This window comes from Spirosoma terrae, from assembly GCF_010435915.1.
Classification (GTDB): domain Bacteria; phylum Bacteroidota; class Bacteroidia; order Cytophagales; family Spirosomataceae; genus Spirosoma; species Spirosoma terrae.
Genome location: NZ_JAAFZH010000003.1, coordinates 378,935 through 400,364, shown reverse-complemented (window position 1 = coordinate 400,364; position 21,430 = coordinate 378,935). Strand labels below are relative to the sequence as shown.

The following is a 21,430-nucleotide window of genomic DNA, read 5'->3' as shown; positions in this document are numbered from 1 at the left end:
ATTCACACCAATTACCAGCATGGCTCACAAAATGCGGATAGGCTTTTTGTCTTCATCCAGGGCAACGAACGTAAAGGTGCCGTGAATAGCCTGATGTCTTTCCATAGAATACATCTCTTCTACATAAATTTCAACGGCAATTCGAATACTGGTATTCCCAACATGGTCGATCCGGCCAACCAGCTCAATAATCGTTCCGGCTGGAATAGACTTGGTAAAATTGATTTTATCGCTGGACACCGTAACCATTCGCTTTCGCGAAAAACGGGTAGCCGTTATAAAGGCCACTTCATCCATCATTTGCAGGGCAGTACCCCCAAAGAGTGTATCGTAATGATTCGTTGTGTTCGGAAAGACAGCTTTAAAAATTCGCGTTTCGGCAGCAGCAATTCGTTCGGCAATAGAAGAAGACTCATTAATGGCCATGCAGCAATTGATTTACTTTTTTCTGGTGATTAAGCTGATTGTATTCTGATCGAAGAATCCGCAGGCAATCGGCACACAGGCACCCCTGATACAACGAACTAATGTATTGTCGCTGAGCATCTGTCAAGGTAAGTGATTGGCATTGACACAAGTTGATACTGTCAACGCGACATTCAAATGATTGATGACAGCGCGGACAAGCCGTATGCTCGTGTTTAGTAGGGAGACCTATAGCCATAGCCAACGGTAGTTTTTAGTTCGACAGGTAAAATTAACGCAAGGTTTTGGGTTTATAGTTCTTGGTTTATGGTTGGCTGACGCGTTAGTAATAATCCGGCGTCAGCCAACCATAAACCAAAAACGATGAACCCAAAACCCACTACACCGACTCAGCGACCAGCTCCCTGGCTGTTTGAGCGGCCAGCACCATGTTTTTCAGTGCTTCGGTTGTTTCCGGCCAGCGACGCGTTTTCAGTCCGCAGTCTGGATTGACCCACAGGTTTCGTGCGGGCAACACGTTCGACGCCATCTGAAGTAACTCAACCATTTCCTGGACCGTTGGTACGCGGGGACTATGAATATCGTAGACGCCTGGCCCGATTTCGTTTGGATAAGCAAACCGGGAAAAGGCATCCAGCAGCTCCATCTGCGATCGCGATGTTTCGATGGTGATTACGTCGGCATCCAGATCGGCAATAGCACCGATAATGTCGTTAAACTCCGCGTAGCACATGTGCGTGTGGATTTGCGTATGATCCTCTACTCCGGCAGCGGCTACGCGAAACGCCATCACAGCCCAGTTCAGATACGTATCCCAGTTCTCGCGACGTAGCGGTAAACCTTCCCGGAGTGCCGGTTCGTCGATCTGAATGACGCGAATACCTGCTTTTTCCAGGTCAACCACTTCGTCGTGAATAGCCAGCGCCAGTTGCAGACACGTATCACGACGCGGCTGATCGTCGCGCACAAACGACCATTGTAAAATCGTGACGGGCCCCGTGAGCATTCCTTTCATCAATTTATTCGTCAGCGACTGCGCAAACTGCGCCCAACGTACCGTCATCGGTGCTGGTCGATGTACATCGCCGTAGATGATTGGTGGTTTCACGCAACGGGAACCGTAGCTCTGTACCCACCCATTGTCGCTGAACGCAAAGCCATCGAGCAATTCCCCGAAATATTCGACCATGTCGTTTCGTTCGAATTCGCCGTGAACCAGCACATCCAGTCCAATTTCTTCCTGCCAGCGAATGGCTTTTTCGGTTTCTTCCCGAATAAACGCTTCGTACTGTTCCAATGTCTGCTCGCCTTTTTTATACTTCGCCCGATTCAGCCGAACAGCATCAGTTTGCGGAAACGACCCGATGGTTGTGGTTGGAAAAAGCGGCAATTGCAATTGGTCGTGCTGAATAGATTGCCGTTCGGCGAACGCACGTTGCCGTTGTGCGTCCTGGTCGGTCAATTGCCGAACACGCTGCTGAACAGCAGGCCGGTTGATCATCACCGACGTTTTTCGAGCTTCGATTGCTGACTGGTTTACGGCGAATGCTACGTTCGCCGTTACGTTGTCTGACTCCTGAACCAGCGTCGCCAACGTAACAACCTCATCTAGCTTTTGTCGGGCAAACGCAAGCCACTGTTTGATTTCGGGCGCTAGTCCCTGCTCATTGGTTTCGTTGGCTAGATCGCAGGGAACGTGCAGCAACGAACACGATGGAGCGACAAACACGCGATCAGTTCCTAACGTATCAACAACCCGCTGAATGGTCGCTTTCGATTTAGCCAGATCGTTGATCCAGATGTTACGTCCATCCACAACTCCCAGCGACAATCCCATCGACGTATCAACGAAATCGGTATTCAGAATATCGTCCAGCTGACTGGAGCAACGTACCAGATCCAGATGAAGCACATCGACTGGCAAATGCAGTGCCAGCTCCAGATTTGAACCGTAGCAGTCAAAATAAGAGGCCAGCAATAGTTTCAGCTGCGGAAATTCGCTACGTAGCCGACGATACGTTTTGGCAAAGGCTGACCGCTGATCGTCCGTTAAATCAAGCGCTAGCGTTGGTTCATCGAACTGAATCCACGTAGCGCCCTGGCTTTGTAAGCGAGTCAGTATTTGTTCATAAACCGGTAAAAGCCGATCCAGCAAATCGAGTCGATGAAAATCCTCTCCTTTTTCTTTACCAAGCAGCAGATACGATACGGGCCCCAACAACACGGGTTTCGCTACGTTGCCAAGCGTCTGTTTTGCTTCCCCAAACTCCTCGAAAACCTTTTCCGAGAGCAACGTAAAGGACTGATCAACTGTAAACTCTGGAACAATGTAATGGTAGTTTGTGTCGAACCATTTGGTCATTTCCATCGCCTTCAGATCGAGGCCGTTCTGCTGATAACCGCGTGCCATCGCAAAATAGAGCGTCAGCCAATCGGCAGACGGCTGGTCACGTAGCGCCTGAAAGCGCTCAGGAATGGCACCGACGGTCAGCGACATGTCGAGGACCTGATCGTAGAATGAAAAATCGTTGCAGGGAACCAGCGTAATACCAGCCTGCTGTTGGGTCAGCCAGTTGTCGTGCCGGATTTGCCGACCAACATCCTGTAGTTGCTGACGTGTGATTTTGTTGGCCCAGAACTGTTCGCAGGCCCGTTTGAGTTCGCGGTGGCTACCGATTCGTGGATAGCCGAGATTGTGTGCGATCATGCTGTTAACTGGATAAAATGATTGATCGCGTTCGATGCCGAACTCCATACACCCATCACTCTATCAGAACGTTAATCAACACGACGCACCCTTTCCGGCTCCGGGGAGAAGCCGAAAAACGAAAGGATTGTCAATGGTGATGAAGCCCAATAGCGTGTAGGCGCAATCAGCAAGGCTAAGGCAAGTCTCCTGGCTTGTGACGGTATCTGCCATCCTTCTCACTCCGCTTTTTGGAACAATGGACATTGAGGGCAAACCCTTTTCTAAACGGTCACATACAGTAGCAACGTCTGCTCGTGATTCTCACACGATTCCTTTTTCATTTCCTGAACCTCTCAGGAAAACCGGTAGCCTGTTTGACGGAAAACAAAGAACGTTGGGTCAAAATAACCGTATAGAATCGGCAAAAGCAAAGAAAAGTACGTAGAACGATTGTCAACGAAGAACTTTCAGGACATCATCGTATGAATACAGAATCTTACCCCTAATCAGATATAATCAATCATTACCTCACCAGTTTCGCTTACTTTTAAGGAGTTATTTATATCCTTCCTATGAGCCGAATCTGGCATCTTCGCATTCGCAAAACGCACCGATATCTGGGCTTATTTATTGGTATTCAGTTCCTGCTCTGGACAGTCGGGGGTCTGTATTTTAGCTGGTCTAACCTCGATTCTATTCACGGCGATCATCTTAAACGGCCAGCGGGAGCCATGCCCATGAGTCTATCGCTGGTTTCTCCATCCATCCCCCTGCAGGCATTACGTCAACGACCGGGCGTAGATTCGCTGATCAGTATCCAACTGATTGACATACTGGGCAAACCGACGTATCAGCTAGCCTATTCCATGCAGCACGGCTCGCATTCGATGACCCATACGCAGTTGGCCGATGCACAGACGGGAGCGCTACGTCAACCACTGTCCAAAAGCGAAGCGATGACCATTGCTCAACAGCGATTTTCGGGACCATCGGCCATCGAACACGTTCAATACCTGACCAACACCAATGGCCATCACGAATACCGAAAAAAGCCATTACCGGCTTATGCCATAACCTTTCGACAACCCGCTCACGCAACCATATACGTAGCAGCACAGCTCGGCACCGTTCAATCGGTACGTACCGATCCCTGGCGTGTATTTGATTTTCTATGGATGCTCCACACCATGGATTACGAGGGCCGTGACGACATGAACAACAGCCTGCTACGGGTGTTTTCTATCCTGGGACTGTTGACGATTACGTCGGGGTTCGCGCTCTATTTTGTGTCATCCCCTAGTTTTCGGTCCCGGCGCAAAGCGAAGCAGTTCGCATCGGCTATTGCCGTTGGAAAACGAGTTCGTAACCAATAGTAGTTACAGCTCCGTGATCACTTACGAATCAATCCACAAACAGCGGATTTGTCTTTTTAGTAGGATCGGGAGGAGCCTGACCAATCATTTCCAATAAGCTGGCTTCAATCGTCTGACTGATCTGGTTTAGCGCCAGATCGTTGGCTTCCATTCCGAAAGGCTCTTCAATTTCATTACCGATAGCATCCAGCGCGATGAACGTATACCCAATAAAAACAACAATCAGCGGAGTCATCCAGCCGATACTATCAACTAAGCCAAAAGGCAACAAAAGACAGTATATATAAACCGTTCGGTGAAGCAATACACTGTAGGTATAGGGAATAGGCGTATTGGCGATACGTTCACAGCCACCAACAATACCCGAAAGCTCATTCAGATTACGGTCGAATGCCAATAACGTAGTGGAATCGATACGGCCTGCCTCTTTCCCCTGCTGCAACCAGTTTCCCATCTCAACCAATAGCATAATTGGCTTAAACCGGGCAGCCTGAATGGCTACGGCGAGCGAATCGGGTAACAATCGCTTCAGATCAGGAGTCGGGTCTGTTTGTCGGAGCTGATGCTTCAGCGAAAAGGTAAATGCAATGAGTAGTCGAACAAAATAATCGATCTCCGGTGAATTCCGGGGCAGGTTTCCCATCGTAATGGCCTGCCTGACTAACGAACGGGTATCAATCACCAGCGCCCCCCACAATTTACGACCTTCCCAGAAACGATCGTAACTGGCGTTATTTCGAAACCCCAGAAAAATAGCCAGCGCAATACCCATAATGGTAAATGGAGCGGGCGTAAGCGGAATCTTAAACTGAAAAACAAACCCATGTCCATACACTACCGCTACCGAAAAAAGCAACAAAAAAATAAGTCTGGGAATTAGAGCAGGAAGCACCGAACCTCGCCAAACGAAGAGCATGCGAAGCCAGTTGTATTTCGGACGTACGACCATTCAAACAGGTAACTTTTGGCTAAAAAATGCAATAGTAGCAAAAAAGGGAACGTACAAAAAGTTGATTTTAGGCAACTTTTTGACTACCTGTTGCATTAGCCCGTCCCTTACCTTTGTTGCCATGAAGGTAGTCGTTTACGTCTTTTCGTTATGGATTCTGCTGCTCTCCGGCCTTCCCTGCCCGGACGCAGACTGCCATGCTCACGAACGTGTTACGGCGAATACGGCTACGTCTCAGCATACCGACGAACAGGACCATAAAGCGCCCTGCAGCCCATTCTGCCACTGTGCTACGTGCCTGGGCTTTTCGGTACCGTTGCCCTTCGGTTATACACGTCCTGCCCAGTCAATGACGGCGGGGCTATCCCAACAAATCTTTACGTACCTCTCTCCGTTTCTGGCCGACGTAGCGCGCTCAGTCTGGCAGCCGCCTAAATTGTAATCGTTTTTCATGGATTTTTTCAGGACCGATCCTCCATCGGTTATCTATTCCATTGTATTCATTCATACACAATGAAAAACGTTATTGTATTTCTATTACTTTCTACAGCCGCTTTCAGCCAGGACACCTTACATATTTCGGTTCGTCACGCAAGTACCAATCAATCCATTCCGGGAGCCACCATCTTGCTGATTGGCAGCACGAACGGAGCCGCTACCGATACGTCGGGCTATGCACGGCTGTTACTGCCATCGGGCGGTCCGCATCGATTGCGGATTTCGGCCGTTGGTTTTAAAAATGCGAACCACACGCTACCCAATACGCCCCAGGACACACTACGTATTGCCCTTGAACCTTCTGAAGAAGAGTTGGAGGAAATTACGGTTTCGTCTACCCGCAGTGGCCGTAATGTTGCCGACGAACCAACCCGCGTTGAGGTAATCGACGCCGAAGAGCTGGATGAAAAAGCCAATATGAATCCCGCCAACATTGCGGTCATTCTGCGGGAAAGCCCCGGTATTCAGGTGCAGCAAACCTCCGTTATGTCGGCCAACGCTACGTTCAGGATTCAGGGGCTGGACGGGCGTTATACGCAGCTGTTGCAGGATGGCCTGCCGCTCTACAGCGGATTTTCGAGCGGTCTGAGTCTGATGCAGGTGCCGCCGTTGAATCTGAAGCAGGTTGAAGTCGTAAAAGGCTGTCAGTCTACGCTCTACGGTAGCGGGGCCATTGCCGGTCTTGTCAATTTAGTAACCAAAGACCCGACTCGCGAACGCGAACTATCGTTTCTAATCAATGGTACGTCGGCGCTGGGGCTTGATCTGAACGGATACTACGCGCATCGAAACGACAAGGTTGGCGTTACGTTCTATGCAACCCGCAATCTACAGCGCGCTTACGACCCGAACAACGATCAATTTTCCGACCTTCCCCAAACCGCCCGGACCACACTTCAGCCGAAGTTTTTCTGGTATCCGAACGCCACTATGACGGTTTCCGCTGGCGTTATCTGGAGCGACGAACAACGGACGGGTGGCTATCTGCCCAGCATTAAGAGCGAATCCAGTTCGGGCTATACCGAAGCCAACGACTCCCGGCGTTTCGCTACGCAATTTCGGCTGGAAAAGCGCTTTAGCAACGATGCCGTTTTAACGATTAAAAACAGTTTTAGTCGATTCAAACGCGCCATTATTCTACCCGCGTATCGGTTCGATGGGTTGCAGGGATCGTCGTTCGCCGAAGTGAGCTATTTTAAACATTTGCCTACATCAGACTGGGTTGTCGGCGTAAATCTCTGGACCGATAATTTCCGCAACAATAGTCCGCTAAACGTAGCACCTTCCGCTATGATCTACCGGCAGACCATTGGCGGTATCTTCGTTCAGAACACCCTTACGCTCTCCGACAAATTTAGTCTGGAAACGGGTCTGCGTAGCGACGTAGTGAACACGGACGTCATCAATCCAACGGGCAACGGCCCCGCCAAGTTTTTTTTACTCCCCCGCTTTTCACTGCTTTATCGGGCATCGGAACAGTGGTCGAGCCGACTTGGTGGCGGTCTGGGCTACAAAGCCCCTACCCTGTTTACGGAAGATGCGGAACGGATGTTGTTCCAGAACGTCGATTTACAGTCGATACGTAGCGATCAGACCGAATCATCGATGGGCTTAAACTGGGACATTAACTACCGCACGGAACTTGGTGACGCAACTACTCTGTCGATCAATCAGTTATTTTTCTATACGCGATTGAATCGTCTGACCGTATTAAGTCCAACGGGCCTGGCGCAGTTTCGTACGGCCAATGGATATTTGAGAACACAGGGTTTTGAAACCAATGTTCGATTGGTTCATCATGATTTCCACGCGTTTGCCGGTTATTCGTTTATCGATACGAAACGCCAGTTCGACAACCTGACGGGCATGATTCCCCTAACGGCGAAGCATCGGCTTTACTTTACTACGTTGTATGAAACGGATAAGCTAAAAACAGGCTTTGAGGCTTTCTATTCGGGGCCGCAGCAACGTACCAATGGGACAACAACCCGTTCGTACTGGACGCTTGGTTATATGCTTGAAAAGAAATGGAGTTTTGGTCGATCCAAAGGCAGTGTGTTTATCAACTTCGAGAATTTCCTCGACGTTCGGCAATCGCGTTTCGAAACGCTGGTCAATGGTACGCCAACCCAACCTACCTTCGTTACGGATATTTACGCGCCAACGGATGGCCGAATCATCAACGGCGGTATTAAACTAAAACTGTAAACGTAGCGTGGACTTCCAGTCCACGTAGCCACGGACTAATTCATGTTGAACTAATTGTCGCGAATTTAGCCTGCGGCTACGCGGACTGGAAGTCCACGCTACTCAAATAAATATGGCACACGATCACTCGCACAATCACGCCGGTCATAGCCACGGCCCAACCGTTTTAACGTCTGTTAATCAGGCGTTGATTATCGGGGCCGTCATGAACACGCTCTACGTAGTCGTTGAGTTTGCGATGGGTTTTTATTACAACTCCCTGGCTCTGACGGCTGATGCAGGCCACAACCTAAGTGACGTAGCGAGTTTACTACTGTCGTTGCTGGCCTTCCGTCTAGCCAAAGTTCGGCAAACGCCCGGCTTTACGTACGGCTACCGAAAAAGTACAGTTTTAGCTTCACTGACGAATGCCGTTATTCTGCTCGTTACTGTAGGCGCTATTTTGTGGGAAAGCCTCCAGCGGTTTCGCCATCCCGAACCAGTAGCCGGTGGAGCTGTAGCCTGGGTGGCGGGCGTTGGCATTTTGGTCAATGCGGGCTCTGCCTTACTTTTTCTACGGAATAAAGATCACGATTTGAATGCCAAAGGCGCCTATCTTCATCTGGCAGCCGATGCGCTGGTATCGCTGGGCGTCGTCATTGCGGGGATACTGATCAGCAATACCGGCTGGACCTGGATCGATCCGGTGATTGGATTGGTTGTAGCAGCTATCATTCTGGCATCTACCTGGCAATTGCTAAACGACAGCTTACGGTTGTCGCTCGATGGCGTACCTACTACGATTGATACGACTGCCGTTATCAACGACTTGCGCGGTGTTTCTGGTGTTCAGGATGTTCATCATGTACACATATGGGCGATGAGCACCACCGAAAATGCACTCACGGCACATCTGGTCTTAAAACCTGGCCTGACCGACGAACAAGTTGCCGCGCTGAAACACGATGCGCGCCATCGTCTGGAACATCAGAACATCAGCCACGCGACCCTCGAAACCGAGATCGTCGCCGAGGATGACTGCGAAGCAGAAGCCTGTTGATCTACTTTACAGCCCACCGGCTATTTTTATTCCTGCCCCAGTACCGAATATCAGTTTTCCGTCCGTATCATAGCGGACGGAAGCTATGGTAGCCGAAAATCCATTGGGTATTGAAATCGTGTGTTTGATTTGAATACGATCTGTTGCTATCGGAATTCGTCCACACGACCACACAGTCGGGTCGTTCCAGTCTCCCGACCGTATAGTATAGGTTCCCAACTGGCAATCATCAACCGTTTTGAACGTAGCGGTTATTGGAAAATCAGAACCACCCGAACATTGGCTACGTACCTGCCATTCATAGCCCGTGCTGCTGTTCAGGCCAGTCAGCGAATAACTGAGACTAGAAATTCCCGAAACAGTATGCCAGGTCGAAGATCCTGTTTGCCGCCATCGAAGCTCATACGCTACGTTCTCCTCCGACTTGTTCCATTTAAGCTGGCTGGAAGTCGAGGTTATGTTCTGGACCTGAAGGGCTGTCGGCGAATCGCAGCTTGTCCGGAAAACAGATGAAGGGTCAAAATCAGGCTGACATTCAGATGCGATCTGCCATTCATACAGTGAATTATTCGACAATCCAGTCAATGTATAGGGCGACGTAACACCAGTCGGGGCATACGCCCAGGCCGTCGCTCCCTGCGCCCGCCATCGAAGTTGATAATTCATCAGAGGCTTTACTGTCCATAGTAAGGAAGCACTACTGGATGTGATCGGAGAGGCTGTTTTTTCTGAGGAATATACATCCCAACAGGACACAGAAAATGTATATCCCTTACGAAATGCCTCTTCACTATCCGTTGAGCAACTAGCCCGGACCCGCCATTCATATTCAGTTCCCATACTGAGTCCGCCAAGAATATAAGGAGACGTAATGGCTGGTACACTAATCCATACTGAAGTTCCCAAAGGCCGATACTGAAGTAGATATGACGACTCTAATCCAGACCAGGTTAATTGCGCCCGGTTTGGACTAGAGGTATAGACATCCAAATTTTCAGGTTGACTGCAACTGGCTGTAAATCGCAGGGCGCTCGTATAGATAGTAGTACCTGTTGATTCACAAACCGTTGCAACTGCCCATTCATACGTAGTGCCCGTTTGTAACCCTGTTAACGAATAAGTCGTAGATGTTACATTGTTAATGCTTGTCCAGCCAGCTTCTCCTACCGCCCGATAGCGAATCGCGTAGGCAGGACCTACTCCGCTCCACCGCACTGTTGCCACACCTGACGCTACATACAACACCTCCGGCCCTGTTGGCATTTGACATACCGTCCTGAAGCTCGATAAATAGGTTGTCTGACTTGTATTTTCTGAGCAAGGCGTCTGAATTCGCCATTCATATAGAGTGTTTGCCTGTAAGCCAGTTAATGAATAAGTTCCAGCAGTCACACTCGATACAGAACTCCAGGCTGTTACGCCCATCACTCGCCACTGAACAGTAACAGGTGTTCTATCGAAATTTGTAAACCAGGATAAACGCGCGGACTGCGACGTAATCATACTTACCTGCAAACTCCCTACCGGATAACAATAGGTTGTAAATGAGCTAACTGGACCATAAGTCACTCCATTGTCAGAGCCTAAATAACCTACCCGAACTTCATAGTTAGTATTTAGTTCCAGGTTTGAAAGCATATAAACTTTTGTAGTGATAGGCCCGCTTGTAGCCCAGCTACCGTCGACTTTTCGCCATTGCACCCTGTAGGTTGCATTGATGGATTCGTCGCCCCAACTTACAGTAGCCGATTGTGCTGTAATGGTATTGACAGACACATTCAGCAGTTTTGGAGTAGAAAGCGTTGAAAATGAGATCGGATATCCCCAGGTTGTTCGGTCAGACAGGGAGCATACCGAACGTACCCGAAAGCTATAGTTAGTACCAGGTGCCAATCCCGTCAGTATGTAACTCCCTCCCGTCAGATTAGAAACCTCCTGCCAGTCCTGGCCATCGTCTACGTTTCGCCATTGCAAGTCAATAGGCGCGTTGTCTGCGTTAGGGACCCAGACTATCCCCGCCGTTTGCGAGGTAATCACGGATGTAGTCCAGTTATAGGGAGTTCCACAAGCCGTTTTAAACGTAAGTATGCTGGAGATTAGCTCTTCATTTCCACAAGACACTTTAACTCTTGCTTCATAGAAACTGTTGTTAGCCAGGCCTGTCAGTGATAAAGACGTGGCTGTTAAACCAGTCCGTTCCGACCAGACTACCGCTCCCTTAACTCGGTATTGTACCGTAAAGGTAGCCTCTGATAGCAGTCCATTTACATACCAGTAAAGTTGAGCCCGGTTTGCCCCTATGCTGTTTGTGAATACACTGTTAATGGTAGCGCACGCTGTCTGAAACGTTTGTATGGGCAAAAAATCGGACAAAAAATCACCCCCGCAGTCCGTAGCAACACTCCATTCATAGCGCGTATTATTCGTTAAACCTGTTAAGGCATAGGTCTTATCCAGTACGGCTTTTTCGTTCCAATGTAGCGTTCCGGCCACACGCCAGCGCAGTCGATAGCCGTTTTCCTGACTGCCGAACCACGTTAACACAGCCGACGTATTACCCGCATTGACACCGCCAGGAAACGTGGCTGGACAACTTAGTGAATGCCTATAAGTCGCTAAATAGTTTTGTGACATCCCTGATTCGCAGATCGAAACTACCTGATATTCGTATATACTGCCAGCTACGAGCCCAGTCAGCGAATAGCTTTTTCCAGTTATACCCGATAGGATCGTCCATGTTTCCGATCCCGCAACCCGATACCGTAGCTCATGTATCCTTGCGGCCGACTCGGCATCACTTAGCTCCCAATACGACCAGGTAAGCCGGATAGAAGTTGCCGACGTAGTGGTTGCTATAACGGTTGGGTTATGACACAGCAATGTATAGGTTCTGATTGCCGAAAATTCGCTGACGACTCCCGCCGAACAAAGCTGCCGAACCCGAAACTCATAGCTGGCACCGGAAGGAAGACCGGAAATCTGATACGATTTAGCAGTTATACCACTCACTTCGTTCCAAACCGAAGCCCCCACTTGCCGCCATTGTAGTTCATAAGTCGATAACAAAGTTGGCCCACTCCAGGAAATTACCAACGTTGATCCCCCCAGCTGAGATCCGTACAGATAAATAGGTATGGTGCAGGACGTAGTGAATGAGGCCCCGTCCACAAAATCGGAATACACAGAGTCAGAACAGCGTAGCCGTATACGCCAGACGTAGGTTTGCCCCGGCTGCAGGCCATAGAGTGTATATCGCTTTGGGCTGACATAATCAGAGCCGATTTCACTACCGTCTGGTCGCACAGTAATCCAGTCAGTGTTTGTAACAGCCCGGTATTGAATCTCGTACTGCCTGGCATTGCCCGAAGTATGCCATTGCAGCTCAGCCCAGTTTACATCAGTATTTGTGACGCTCGTTTCCAGGATTGGCTGATTGCATTGTGTAATAAATGTTTGAATAGCCGAAAAATCAGCCGCCGAACACGTTGACCGAACCCGCCATTCGTAGGTTGTATTTCCCGCTAATCCAGTTAGTGAATACGATATTGACAGATTGAAAACTGAAGTCCAACCAGTAGTCCCAGCAGGTCGGTATTGAAGTTCATAAGGCCCATTGGAGTAATAGTCACTATTCCAGGTTAAGGTTGCGGAAGAATAACTCACATTCTGACTAGCGAAGTATGCGGGCTGCTGACAACGTATCGTAAAACTGGTCGGGTATGTATATTCAGAAAGTGAGGTTGACGAACATGCTTTTCGTAAACGCCATTCATACGATGAATTATTGGCTAATCCGGTTAACTTATAACGGGTTGTAGTAATGCCCGATACGGTTGCCCAGTTAGTTGTATTTACTAGCCGCCATTGTACTTCGTACGTTCCCGGTGCAGTATCATTCCATACCAGATCAATACTGGTATCTGTCATATTCTCCTGACGTACTACCGTAGCCGCTGTGCAAGGGATAATCATGGATTGCCCGGTCACAAATTCAGAGTATTCGGTAGAAGAACACGTTGACCGAACCCGCCATTCGTAAAATATGCCCTCTGTCAACCCTGTAATGGTATATTCTCTACCAGAAATACCCTTCTTTGACTGCCAGTCTAGCGTTCCAGCTACTCGCCATTGTACCTCAACCAAACTGATCGTATTACTGTACCAGGAGAGCTGCAATACCCCATTACTACCAGCGTAAGCATAAGGGGATGAAGGAGGTTCGCATCGCGTCATTATCGTTTTTATCGGTGAATAAGCCGACACTGAACCACCCGCACAAACAGTCTGAATCCGTAACTCATAGCTTGTATTATTGATTAAACCTCCTAAACTATAATTTGGACTCACTCCCAACGCTGTGCTCCAGGCCGAAGCCCCTACTTGCCGCCATTGCAGATTAACCGGACTTATCGATTGCCATTCTAACGTAGCATCGTTATACGTTACCGAACTTACCGTCAAATTAGCAGGTTCAGGACAACGCGTTCGAAAGGTTTGGATATTGGTATAATCCGACTTCGACGTAGCCGAGCAACTTGACCGCACTTGCCATTCATACGTCGTTTCATTGGTGAGGCCTTTGATCGTATAGTCTGTTCCTGAAATGTTTTCGACAACATTCCAGGTTGAGGCTCCCACCTGTCGCCATTGTAAATCAAAGCGAGTTCCCGATACCTGACTTGTCCATATTAATTCTGCGGCATCTATGCCTACATTTCCAGCAAAAAGATTCAGCGGACTCAAACAAGGCGTATTGAACACCGTACCATTCACAAAATCGGAGTAAGCTCCATTACCACAACCTTTGCGAACCCGCCATTCAAAATAGGTATCAAGTGGCAGACTAACCAACGTAACATAACTATTAACGAGATTTTCTATCACATTCCAGGAAGTAGCGCCAACAGGTCGCCATTGTACCTCATACGTTCCTGGTCCATAAAATCCACCCCACCGTAGCTCCGTCGACTGTATATCGATTCGGTTAGTAGACAGATAGTCTGGTTTTATACAGTTCGTCTGAAACGATGACGAACTGGAAAATGACGACGTATCACCCGTTGCGCAAATAGTCCGCACTCGCCATTCGTAGGCTGTATTATTGACTAGTCCCGTTAACGAAAGCAAGGTCGTATTTACGGGCGACTCGATATGCCATGACGCATTGCCAGCCGAACGCCATTGCACCTGATACGTAGGCTGGTTACTGCCCGCGTATGTCCAGTATAAACTAGCCGACTGATGGTTTATCTCTGACACATACGGATACTGGGGTGCTAGACAATCAGCGTTTGCCGAGCTGATACATATACAACAAAATACAACTAAGAACGTAACGTAACGAAGATACATAGACGGGTGGGATATACTCAGCTAAAAAGCTATCATCAGGATGAATATTACAACTAATTCACATCGATTAGACACATACAACTTTATATTTTTTTTCCGGCAACTACCTGAAACTTTTCTAGCTGACAACTCTGCCACTTACCCTGTTATTCCAACTAAAATGATGCGTCTTTCGGCTAAGAGGAACCTTCGTAAATGCAACTCCGTTGCACAAACAGACTATTTATTCTACATAAAACAAAACACGACCAGGATGGAACAGGAACAACAATTCGACGCAATCATTGTCGGGGGAAGTTACGCGGGGTTGAGTGCCGCGTTGATTCTAGGGCGTTCACTACGTAAGGTTCTTGTGATCGACAGCGGAAAACCCTGCAACCGCCAGACTCCGCACTCCCATAGCTTTCTGACTCGCGACGGTGAAACACCCGCCCAAATTGCGGCTGTTGCCCGCGAACAATTGCTAAAGTACCCAACCGTTTCGTTTCTGGCCGATCGGGTCATTGATGCGAAAAAAACGGTAGATGGTTTTGTCGTCAGGACAATTACGGATCAACAGTTCGACGCAAAAAAGTTGATCCTGGCAACGGGAGTCGAAGACAGTATGCCAGCCATTCCAGGCTTTGCAGCGTGCTGGGGTATTTCGGTGCTTCATTGCCCCTACTGCCACGGTTATGAGGTTCATGGCCAACAGTTGGGGATTATTGCTAATGGCGATACTGCATATGAAATGGCCTGGCATATTCAGCATTGGAGTCCCAACATGACGCTCTTTACGAACGGACCGGCAACTATTTCAGACGAGCATCGGCAGATCATTGCAGCACTCAATATTCCCATTATCGAAAAAGAAATCGCGGCAATCGAGCATCAGCATGGGCAATTAAAAACGCTGCGTTTTACCGATGGGACTGACCATGTACTAGATGCCGTGTTCAGCCGGGTAGCGTTCCGACAACACAGCGATTTAGCCCAGCGATTGGGTTGCAAAATCGACGAACCAGGTTATATCAGCGTTTCGGCTTTTGGCGAAACCAGCATTCCGGGCGTTTATGCAGCGGGCGACAACAGCTCACCGATGCGTCAGGTACTCGTAGCCGCTACCAAAGGCAATCTGGCCGGGGTTATGATCAACAGAACGCTCATCGAGGAAAAAATTGCGGCCTTATCGGCGCAGACGGCAAATTAATTGACGAATACCTACTGCTAAACTAGCAAAACGGTACGTAGCCATGTGGCGAAATCTATCATGTAAAAACCGAATTGAGCATTCTCAACCGGTAAAAAAGTGATAGATTTCACCCATGAAATTTTCGTTCCGAAACGATCAGCCCGAACTGGCTATCGACATCTTACGCGAGGTTGGCCAATGGCTCGTCGACAATGAGCAGGAATTATGGGAGCTTGACACGCTGACCCTCGATAATCTGGTTGACTCCTTCACGCGCGACAAGCTCTACGTTATGTATGCGGATCGGGAAGACGGCTTGGCGCCTGAGCCCGCTGCCGTATTTATTCTGCAGTGGGAAGATCCTCTTTTCTGGCCCGATACTCCCGCTCATACGTCGGGGTTCATCCACAAATTAGCGATCCGGCGGCAGTTTGGCGGCCAAAATCTGTTTGCGGCTATCCTCGATTTCTGCCGGGCCGAATGTCTTCGAAACGGGATTCACACATTACAACTCGAAACCGATGCAATCCGGCCAAAACTGGTCGCCTATTACCAACAATATGGTTTCCAGCCTACGTATCAACGTCAAATTCATGAGTTTGGTCAAACCTTCCTCTGCCAGTTTTTTGTCATGACGTTTTAACGGATTTGTGCTGCTCCTGACTTCCATTTTCGTAGCGTAGTGTGCGATTAAGAAAGCCAGATGGTCAATCAGTATCATACGCGGATCGCTACGTTGTCCGTCAGCAACCGATCACTCAAAAGGTTTACCTGTTCGTGGTTGGGATAGTTATTTTAGTAAAGCATAACTATCTGTAAACATGGCTACTGTTCTTAATGCTCTCCGAGTTACTGGAACCTCTTACGCAAGCACCTCTTTTCTCACAACGATTCTGGTCGTTAGTTGCTCATTGCTGGTCGGTTGTTCCAAATGGAATCTTGAGCCTAAAGAAATAGATCCAACTAATTCGAACTTACCTGCTGTGAGCGTTCCAACAACTGATGTCTTCACAATAACTGGTCGAGGGTCGGTTATCAGCTTTACGTTCACGGTTACCCCAGCGCCCCGTACGACCATAACCGAGTTAGGTGTATGCTATTCCCTAACCAATAAAACACCTTCCTTAGCCGACCCATCGGGAACCAGCTCGGTTGTTAAAGCAAGCGGCACTGCGTCACCGAGTTCTGTCGGAGTCAACGGTGCTGCTAAGGGAACGTACTATTTTAGAGCCTATGCCCAGCTACAAGATGGCCGGGTTAGCTATAGTCAGGTCGGCACCGTTACGTTATAAACGTATTTTTCAACCGTTGAAACTGTTTAAACGTTCTAAATTATAGGCAGCGATTTTGTCCTGCTGACGCAGGACAAAATCGCAATTGGAAATCTATCGATAAAGGTTTAAGCAGGTTCCTTTTTAGAAGTTTACGCCCGTTGTGATCGAAAACCCCTCCGATTTTACCTTAACCCTGTTATACTCAGTTGAGAATTGATACCCAGTAACGTAACGCTCATAGTTCAGGGTAATCGGAATACTGACTTTGGGCAGATCAATCATAAGCCCCAGACCTGCCACACCACTTAGTGCGGATTTATTTGACGAGCTAAGATTGCTGTATAAGACTGGACATGGCCCTATAAAACAGTTCATGATAATTTCCTCCCGAAACTGGCCATCGATAAGATAGTTGTAGCTCCCTCCAATCTGGAAAAATAAGAGTTTACGATGCGGCAAAAAGTAGTTCCGATACAGGAATGGCAGCTTCAGTGTACTCAGACTTAACGCCGGAGTTTCTGAATAATCGTTACGTTTCAGGTCTTTGACCTGCGTCCAGGATGGCTGCATATGCAACGAGGAACGGCTATTCAAACGATACTGGAGATCAACTCCAGCTAATACATTGATTTGAGATTTGTAATGATATGGGTACTGCGTTCTAATAATAGGATAAACTGCGTTAGCTCCGGCAAAAATGCCAAATCCAAACCGATTGGCTGGCTTCTCAAAAGGCTGTGCCTGGAGCGTACTAACTACCAGACAACTCATTAATGCTGCAAGTAATGGACTGTTCATGGCTGGATACTTCTTTTACTGATTGCTTCATAAAACTACTATTTTTAATCAATCACTGCACACGTAGCAACGTTGATCCCACAACAGGACGGCCTTCCGCTGTGATCCCCTGCACACTTATTCGCACCGTTCGGACTACGTCCGATAGCGGAAACTGTAGCTGGCAGTTGCCCTGCCCATCTGTTTGCATGAGCGGTTTCCAGTACATTACGTCCCGCCGGTCGATACGGGACGTAATGTCCACCTGAGACTCACCTGGAGCCACCTCATAACGAGGTACGTAAAAATCGCGCTGAACGGATGGATAACCAATTAGTTGTATGATTTTCGACCCTGTTTTTTTATTCTCGGCTGACTGCCCAGGCCGAAATACTTTTGAATAGAAGGCAATGACTCCGTTGCCACCCCGTACACCATAAATCCCGGATGTTGAAGCATTTTTCAGCAATTCAATCCGTTCAATATCATTTGGATTAAAGGTAAGCAACGCTGTACCATCCGTATCCTGAATGGGCATTCCATCGAGTAAAAACAAAGGCTGCGGACTACTTCTGAACGAGCCCGCTCCACGAACAACCACCTGATAGCTACCCGTTAAAGAAGACTGAGTAACCGTAACGCCCGCCAGCCGACCACGTAGCATTTCATATAAATTCGCAAATCGCGGAGACTTATCATCAAACAGCAGGGTGGCATCTGCTTCCCCGTGTAAACTTCTTCGTTTAATATCATCCGGTCGCTCATCGATTTTACGGGCCCGAACTGTTACTTCTTTCAGCACTTTGATTGTTTTGTCGCGGTAAAAATCCGCGTTTTCCTCCTGTCGAATGCGCATCGCGTCCAGTTGTGCTCGTAAAGCGGCCCAATCCGGCATCCCAAAGAGCGTGTCGGCATCCCACGTACTGCCAGACGTTTCCAGCACAAAATAGGCCTTCTCATTGATAATCGGCTTCAGCTGTATATCCGTGATCTGTGTAATCAGCCGCATGGTATCGGCAATGGCCAGGCCAGCCAACCGGAATCGCCCTTTCTCATCGGCTCCGGCCGACTTCACAAACGACTCTCCCTCTTTGGTGGATGCCAGAATAAACTGAGCGCCAGGCAGGGGTACGTTTTTTGCGTCCAATATTCGGCCCTTGATCGATACTCCGCCCAGTAGTTCGGTTTCGGGCGTACCATGCACACGTCGCCACCCCTGCGTTAACAGGAGATCGTCCAGAGCACGCCGGGTTTCGGGGGAATTATCAGTAAAATACAGATTCGGCTGTTCAACCCGCCCCCGTAACTCACCCGTCAGCAGTAAATGGGTTCGAATCGTAGCCGAAGCCGTATCATCAGATACCTGATCGGCATCGGTTATCGACGCCGACAAGGCTGCTAACGCGGGTAACCCATCATCGTTCAGCGTAATGCTCAGCCTCGCCCGCTCTCGTGGCTGATAGCGGGGTTTGTTCAACGAAAACAACACCCGAACGGGCGTTACGTGTTCCGGCAAAAACACCAGCCGTTCGCCCTGCGGACGCGCTGCGGCATCATATAACGTAATCTGATTGACACCGGCCGGGAGCATCGCCATCGACAGACTAACGCGTGCCATTCCATCCTGGAGTAAAATTTTTCGTTGATCTACCAGATGGCCTTGTTGCTGGATCAGGATGTACACAGAATCCAGTTTGGGTCGATTAGTTCCTGCTACCGAAACCCATAACCGGCTACTATCGCTGACAGCATCGACTGAAAAAACTAATCCATCTGACTCAGCGGGTAGCAACGTAGCCGATCCAACCAGGTTAGGAACGCGTTCCGACAACGCAATCGCCTGCACATGATACGTTCGCCCGGCAACGGGCGTCATCACTAAACTACCGATTCCCAACGCATTCGTCGTGAACCGGGCCACTTCTGCCCCCAAATCGTCGATAAGCTGGCCGGTAACTTTCCGGCCTAATCCATCCGGCGCTACCGCTTTGATCCCCAATCGGGCCGGAATGCCAGACACCCAGCGCCCTCCCTCTGGAAGTACCCGAATGTCCAACGGCTTCTTCACCGTATCGGCCCGAGCTGTGGCAGGACGTTCCAACAGATTATAGACCGCAATTTGCCGACTAAAGGCTGGTCGGTGCTGCCCATCATCCTCATCCGTATACGCCCGAACTTGATACGTACCCGCCGATAACGTATCAGACAACCGAAAATCACCAGTTGCCCGGCCATCCACTACTTTCAACCACTGGTGTTGTACCAGCCTTCCTGAGCTAGTTAACAGATCGACCTGAATAGCCGTTTCCCCTGCGGGCCGACGATTTGTATTGGCATCCAGTAAATAAGCACTTAACCATATCCTGTCGCCAGTCGCATACACGGGCTTATCGATATGGAGAAACAATGCTGGTGCCAGGGTTTGAAATTTCTCTTTAAATGCCGTCGCAATTCGGCCTAGTCGGGCATCGGGTGGCAGGAGTTTTCCCTGCGTAATCACAGACTCGCCGGTGGGCGACGATTTATCCGCCTGATCGGGATTCCAGTCGGCGGGGAGCATCGTCGATAAGCGATCATCGCTCAGCGAACCTTGAATTTCTGCACCATAGGGCAACGTAACGGTTCCATCTGCGGTCAATTGCATTTGACCATTAGGCAATCTAATCTGTGTATAGGCATAACGGGCATCCGTATACGGCGAATAGGTGGATACCGAAGGGGTATAGAAAACAACCAATGGCAGATGCGAAACCAAAAGTCGCTCAAACCCTAATCGCCCTGGCCGAATCAGGTTTTTGATCGTTAACGGCATTAAATGCCCTTTAGGCGACACTGATCCGGCAAGCGTGATACGTCCTGCTGGTGTTCGGGCAACCGGAGCGGTCATATTTTCCTGATAGACCAGAAAACCTTCCTGCTCATACGTACTATCGATCAGACTAGCCATCAGATGGCGTGTAGAACCCAGATAAGCTCGCATTCGATTCCGGCGAAATCGGTTTGCCTGCCGCTCATCGTTCGGTTTTAGTTCTTCGAATCGCGTTGAGCCTGCATAATACACTTTCTGGAACGTACCATCGAAATGCATCAGATCATACCAGAGTTTATAGCCAAGCGCATGGTTCTCAATAACCAGCGGCTCTGTTGCCGTGGCGATTAAATGCCCGTTCTCTTCCGTAAAACTGAGCACATCGCTGTTGATGATTTCGCATTGACCACCAAACGGTTCGCCAAGAAGCTGTTTCTTGAACTGTCGGAGTTGCCGCTGCCATTTTTTCAGATTACCGCGAACGGTCACCGCAGCCAGCACCTGATCACTGGGTTTTAGACGAAAATTAATGGTCTTAGGCTGATCATCATCGAAGCGTAGCGTACGCCGTTCAGGCTGGTAGCCCAAAAACGAAGCCACAACTTCAACGTTGCCCAACGGTACGTTCGGCAACGAAAAATGCCCCTTCTCATCGGTTAAGGCACCTCGCGTCGACCCATTCAGATAGACATTGGCAAACGGCATAGGCTTGCCCGTAGCGGCATCGACAACGTAACCCGATAGCGTTGTTGTTATCTGCGCCAAAACAAGCTGATTGGCTCCAGCGATCAGGCCAGCTACTAAACCAACGATGAGAAGCCAGCGTATCATGGCAAACGGGTCAACAGTCGCTTTCTAAAGCGCC

General features: G+C 49.0%; 14 protein-coding genes and 1 riboswitch. Of the genes, 7 read left to right on the top strand and 7 right to left on the bottom strand.

Features of this window, described 5'->3' with window-relative positions; genetic code table 11:
• Positions 1-24: 24 nt before the first annotated feature.
• The 3 genes from GK108_RS09575 to metE form a co-directional block, all read right to left on the bottom strand.
• Positions 25-426 carry an acyl-CoA thioesterase gene (locus tag GK108_RS09575; RefSeq protein WP_163946467.1) on the bottom strand — a complete coding sequence of 134 codons (402 nt, stop codon included), beginning with the start codon at positions 424-426 and terminating at the stop codon, positions 25-27.
• A complete protein-coding gene (locus GK108_RS09570; RefSeq protein WP_163946464.1) occupies positions 416-664 on the bottom strand; it encodes a cysteine-rich CWC family protein in 249 nt (82 codons plus the stop codon). Before GK108_RS09570 ends, GK108_RS09575 begins: the two co-directional genes overlap by 11 nt.
• 141 nt (positions 665-805) lie before the next feature.
• A complete protein-coding gene (metE, locus tag GK108_RS09565; RefSeq protein ID WP_163946461.1) occupies positions 806-3,133 on the bottom strand; it encodes a 5-methyltetrahydropteroyltriglutamate--homocysteine S-methyltransferase in 2,328 nt (775 codons plus the stop codon).
• A gap of 162 nt (positions 3,134-3,295) precedes the next feature.
• A riboswitch (cobalamin riboswitch) is annotated at positions 3,296-3,498 on the bottom strand.
• 189 nt (positions 3,499-3,687) lie between these two features.
• On the opposite strand from metE, the gene GK108_RS09560 reads away from it, so the two are divergent.
• Positions 3,688-4,488 carry a hypothetical protein gene (locus tag GK108_RS09560; protein ID WP_163946458.1) on the top strand — a complete coding sequence of 267 codons (801 nt, stop codon included), beginning with the start codon at positions 3,688-3,690 and terminating at the stop codon, positions 4,486-4,488.
• Positions 4,489-4,516: 28 nt separating this feature from the next.
• Here GK108_RS09560 and GK108_RS09555 read toward each other — a convergent pair whose 3' ends face one another.
• Entirely contained in the window at positions 4,517-5,437 is a 921-nt protein-coding gene (locus GK108_RS09555) for a bestrophin family protein (protein WP_163946455.1), read from the bottom strand.
• A 121-nt stretch (positions 5,438-5,558) separates the two neighbouring features.
• On the opposite strand from GK108_RS09555, the gene GK108_RS09550 reads away from it, so the two are divergent.
• The 3 genes from GK108_RS09550 (at position 5,559) to GK108_RS09540 (ending at position 9,182) form a co-directional block, all read left to right on the top strand.
• Positions 5,559-5,879, top strand: a complete 321-nt coding sequence (locus tag GK108_RS09550; RefSeq protein ID WP_163946452.1) for a DUF6660 family protein — start codon at positions 5,559-5,561, stop codon at positions 5,877-5,879.
• A gap of 71 nt (positions 5,880-5,950) precedes the next feature.
• The gene (locus GK108_RS09545; RefSeq protein WP_163946449.1) at positions 5,951-8,143 is read left to right on the top strand and encodes a TonB-dependent receptor; all 2,193 of its coding nucleotides are present in this window, start codon (positions 5,951-5,953) and stop codon (positions 8,141-8,143) included.
• A gap of 112 nt (positions 8,144-8,255) precedes the next feature.
• Positions 8,256-9,182, top strand: coding sequence for a cation diffusion facilitator family transporter (locus GK108_RS09540; RefSeq protein ID WP_163946446.1), 927 nt, complete (start codon positions 8,256-8,258; stop codon positions 9,180-9,182).
• Between the two features lie 6 nt (positions 9,183-9,188).
• Here GK108_RS09540 and GK108_RS09535 read toward each other — a convergent pair whose 3' ends face one another.
• On the bottom strand, positions 9,189-14,534 hold the full coding sequence (locus GK108_RS09535; RefSeq protein WP_246224776.1) for a fibronectin type III domain-containing protein: 5,346 nt from the start codon (positions 14,532-14,534) through the stop codon (positions 9,189-9,191).
• 253 nt (positions 14,535-14,787) lie between these two features.
• On the opposite strand from GK108_RS09535, the gene GK108_RS09530 reads away from it, so the two are divergent.
• The 3 genes from GK108_RS09530 (at position 14,788) to GK108_RS09520 (ending at position 16,997) form a co-directional block, all read left to right on the top strand.
• Positions 14,788-15,723, top strand: coding sequence for an NAD(P)/FAD-dependent oxidoreductase (locus tag GK108_RS09530; RefSeq protein WP_163946437.1), 936 nt, complete (start codon positions 14,788-14,790; stop codon positions 15,721-15,723).
• A gap of 115 nt (positions 15,724-15,838) precedes the next feature.
• Entirely contained in the window at positions 15,839-16,348 is a 510-nt protein-coding gene (locus GK108_RS09525) for a GNAT family N-acetyltransferase (RefSeq protein ID WP_163946434.1), read from the top strand.
• A 178-nt stretch (positions 16,349-16,526) separates the two neighbouring features.
• Positions 16,527-16,997: a hypothetical protein gene (locus GK108_RS09520; protein ID WP_163946432.1), complete on the top strand. Its 471-nt coding sequence runs from the start codon at positions 16,527-16,529 to the stop codon at positions 16,995-16,997.
• Positions 16,998-17,120: 123 nt separating this feature from the next.
• On the opposite strand, the gene GK108_RS09515 is transcribed toward GK108_RS09520, so the two are convergent.
• Both GK108_RS09515 and GK108_RS09510 read right to left on the bottom strand, forming a co-directional pair.
• Positions 17,121-17,777: a PorT family protein gene (locus GK108_RS09515; protein ID WP_163946429.1), complete on the bottom strand. Its 657-nt coding sequence runs from the start codon at positions 17,775-17,777 to the stop codon at positions 17,121-17,123.
• Positions 17,778-17,829: 52 nt separating this feature from the next.
• Positions 17,830-21,396, bottom strand: a complete 3,567-nt coding sequence (locus GK108_RS09510) for a carboxypeptidase regulatory-like domain-containing protein (protein ID WP_163946424.1) — start codon at positions 21,394-21,396, stop codon at positions 17,830-17,832.
• Positions 21,397-21,430: the final 34 nt, after the last annotated feature.

What these genes read in the sequence shown, in the direction of transcription:
- GK108_RS09575 (WP_163946467.1), bottom strand. Translation starts at nt 426, where the DNA reads ATGGCCATTAATGAGTCTTCTTCTATTGCCGAACGAATTGCTGCTGCC.
- GK108_RS09570 (WP_163946464.1), bottom strand. Translation starts at nt 664, where the DNA reads ATGGCTATAGGTCTCCCTACTAAACACGAGCATACGGCTTGTCCGCGC.
- metE (WP_163946461.1), bottom strand. Translation starts at nt 3,133, where the DNA reads ATGATCGCACACAATCTCGGCTATCCACGAATCGGTAGCCACCGCGAA.
- GK108_RS09560 (WP_163946458.1), top strand. Translation starts at nt 3,688, where the DNA reads ATGAGCCGAATCTGGCATCTTCGCATTCGCAAAACGCACCGATATCTG.
- GK108_RS09555 (WP_163946455.1), bottom strand. Translation starts at nt 5,437, where the DNA reads ATGGTCGTACGTCCGAAATACAACTGGCTTCGCATGCTCTTCGTTTGG.
- GK108_RS09550 (WP_163946452.1), top strand. Translation starts at nt 5,559, where the DNA reads ATGAAGGTAGTCGTTTACGTCTTTTCGTTATGGATTCTGCTGCTCTCC.
- GK108_RS09545 (WP_163946449.1), top strand. Translation starts at nt 5,951, where the DNA reads ATGAAAAACGTTATTGTATTTCTATTACTTTCTACAGCCGCTTTCAGC.
- GK108_RS09540 (WP_163946446.1), top strand. Translation starts at nt 8,256, where the DNA reads ATGGCACACGATCACTCGCACAATCACGCCGGTCATAGCCACGGCCCA.
- GK108_RS09535 (WP_246224776.1), bottom strand. Translation starts at nt 14,534, where the DNA reads ATGTATCTTCGTTACGTTACGTTCTTAGTTGTATTTTGTTGTATATGT.
- GK108_RS09530 (WP_163946437.1), top strand. Translation starts at nt 14,788, where the DNA reads ATGGAACAGGAACAACAATTCGACGCAATCATTGTCGGGGGAAGTTAC.
- GK108_RS09525 (WP_163946434.1), top strand. Translation starts at nt 15,839, where the DNA reads ATGAAATTTTCGTTCCGAAACGATCAGCCCGAACTGGCTATCGACATC.
- GK108_RS09520 (WP_163946432.1), top strand. Translation starts at nt 16,527, where the DNA reads ATGGCTACTGTTCTTAATGCTCTCCGAGTTACTGGAACCTCTTACGCA.
- GK108_RS09515 (WP_163946429.1), bottom strand. Translation starts at nt 17,777, where the DNA reads ATGAACAGTCCATTACTTGCAGCATTAATGAGTTGTCTGGTAGTTAGT.
- GK108_RS09510 (WP_163946424.1), bottom strand. Translation starts at nt 21,396, where the DNA reads ATGATACGCTGGCTTCTCATCGTTGGTTTAGTAGCTGGCCTGATCGCT.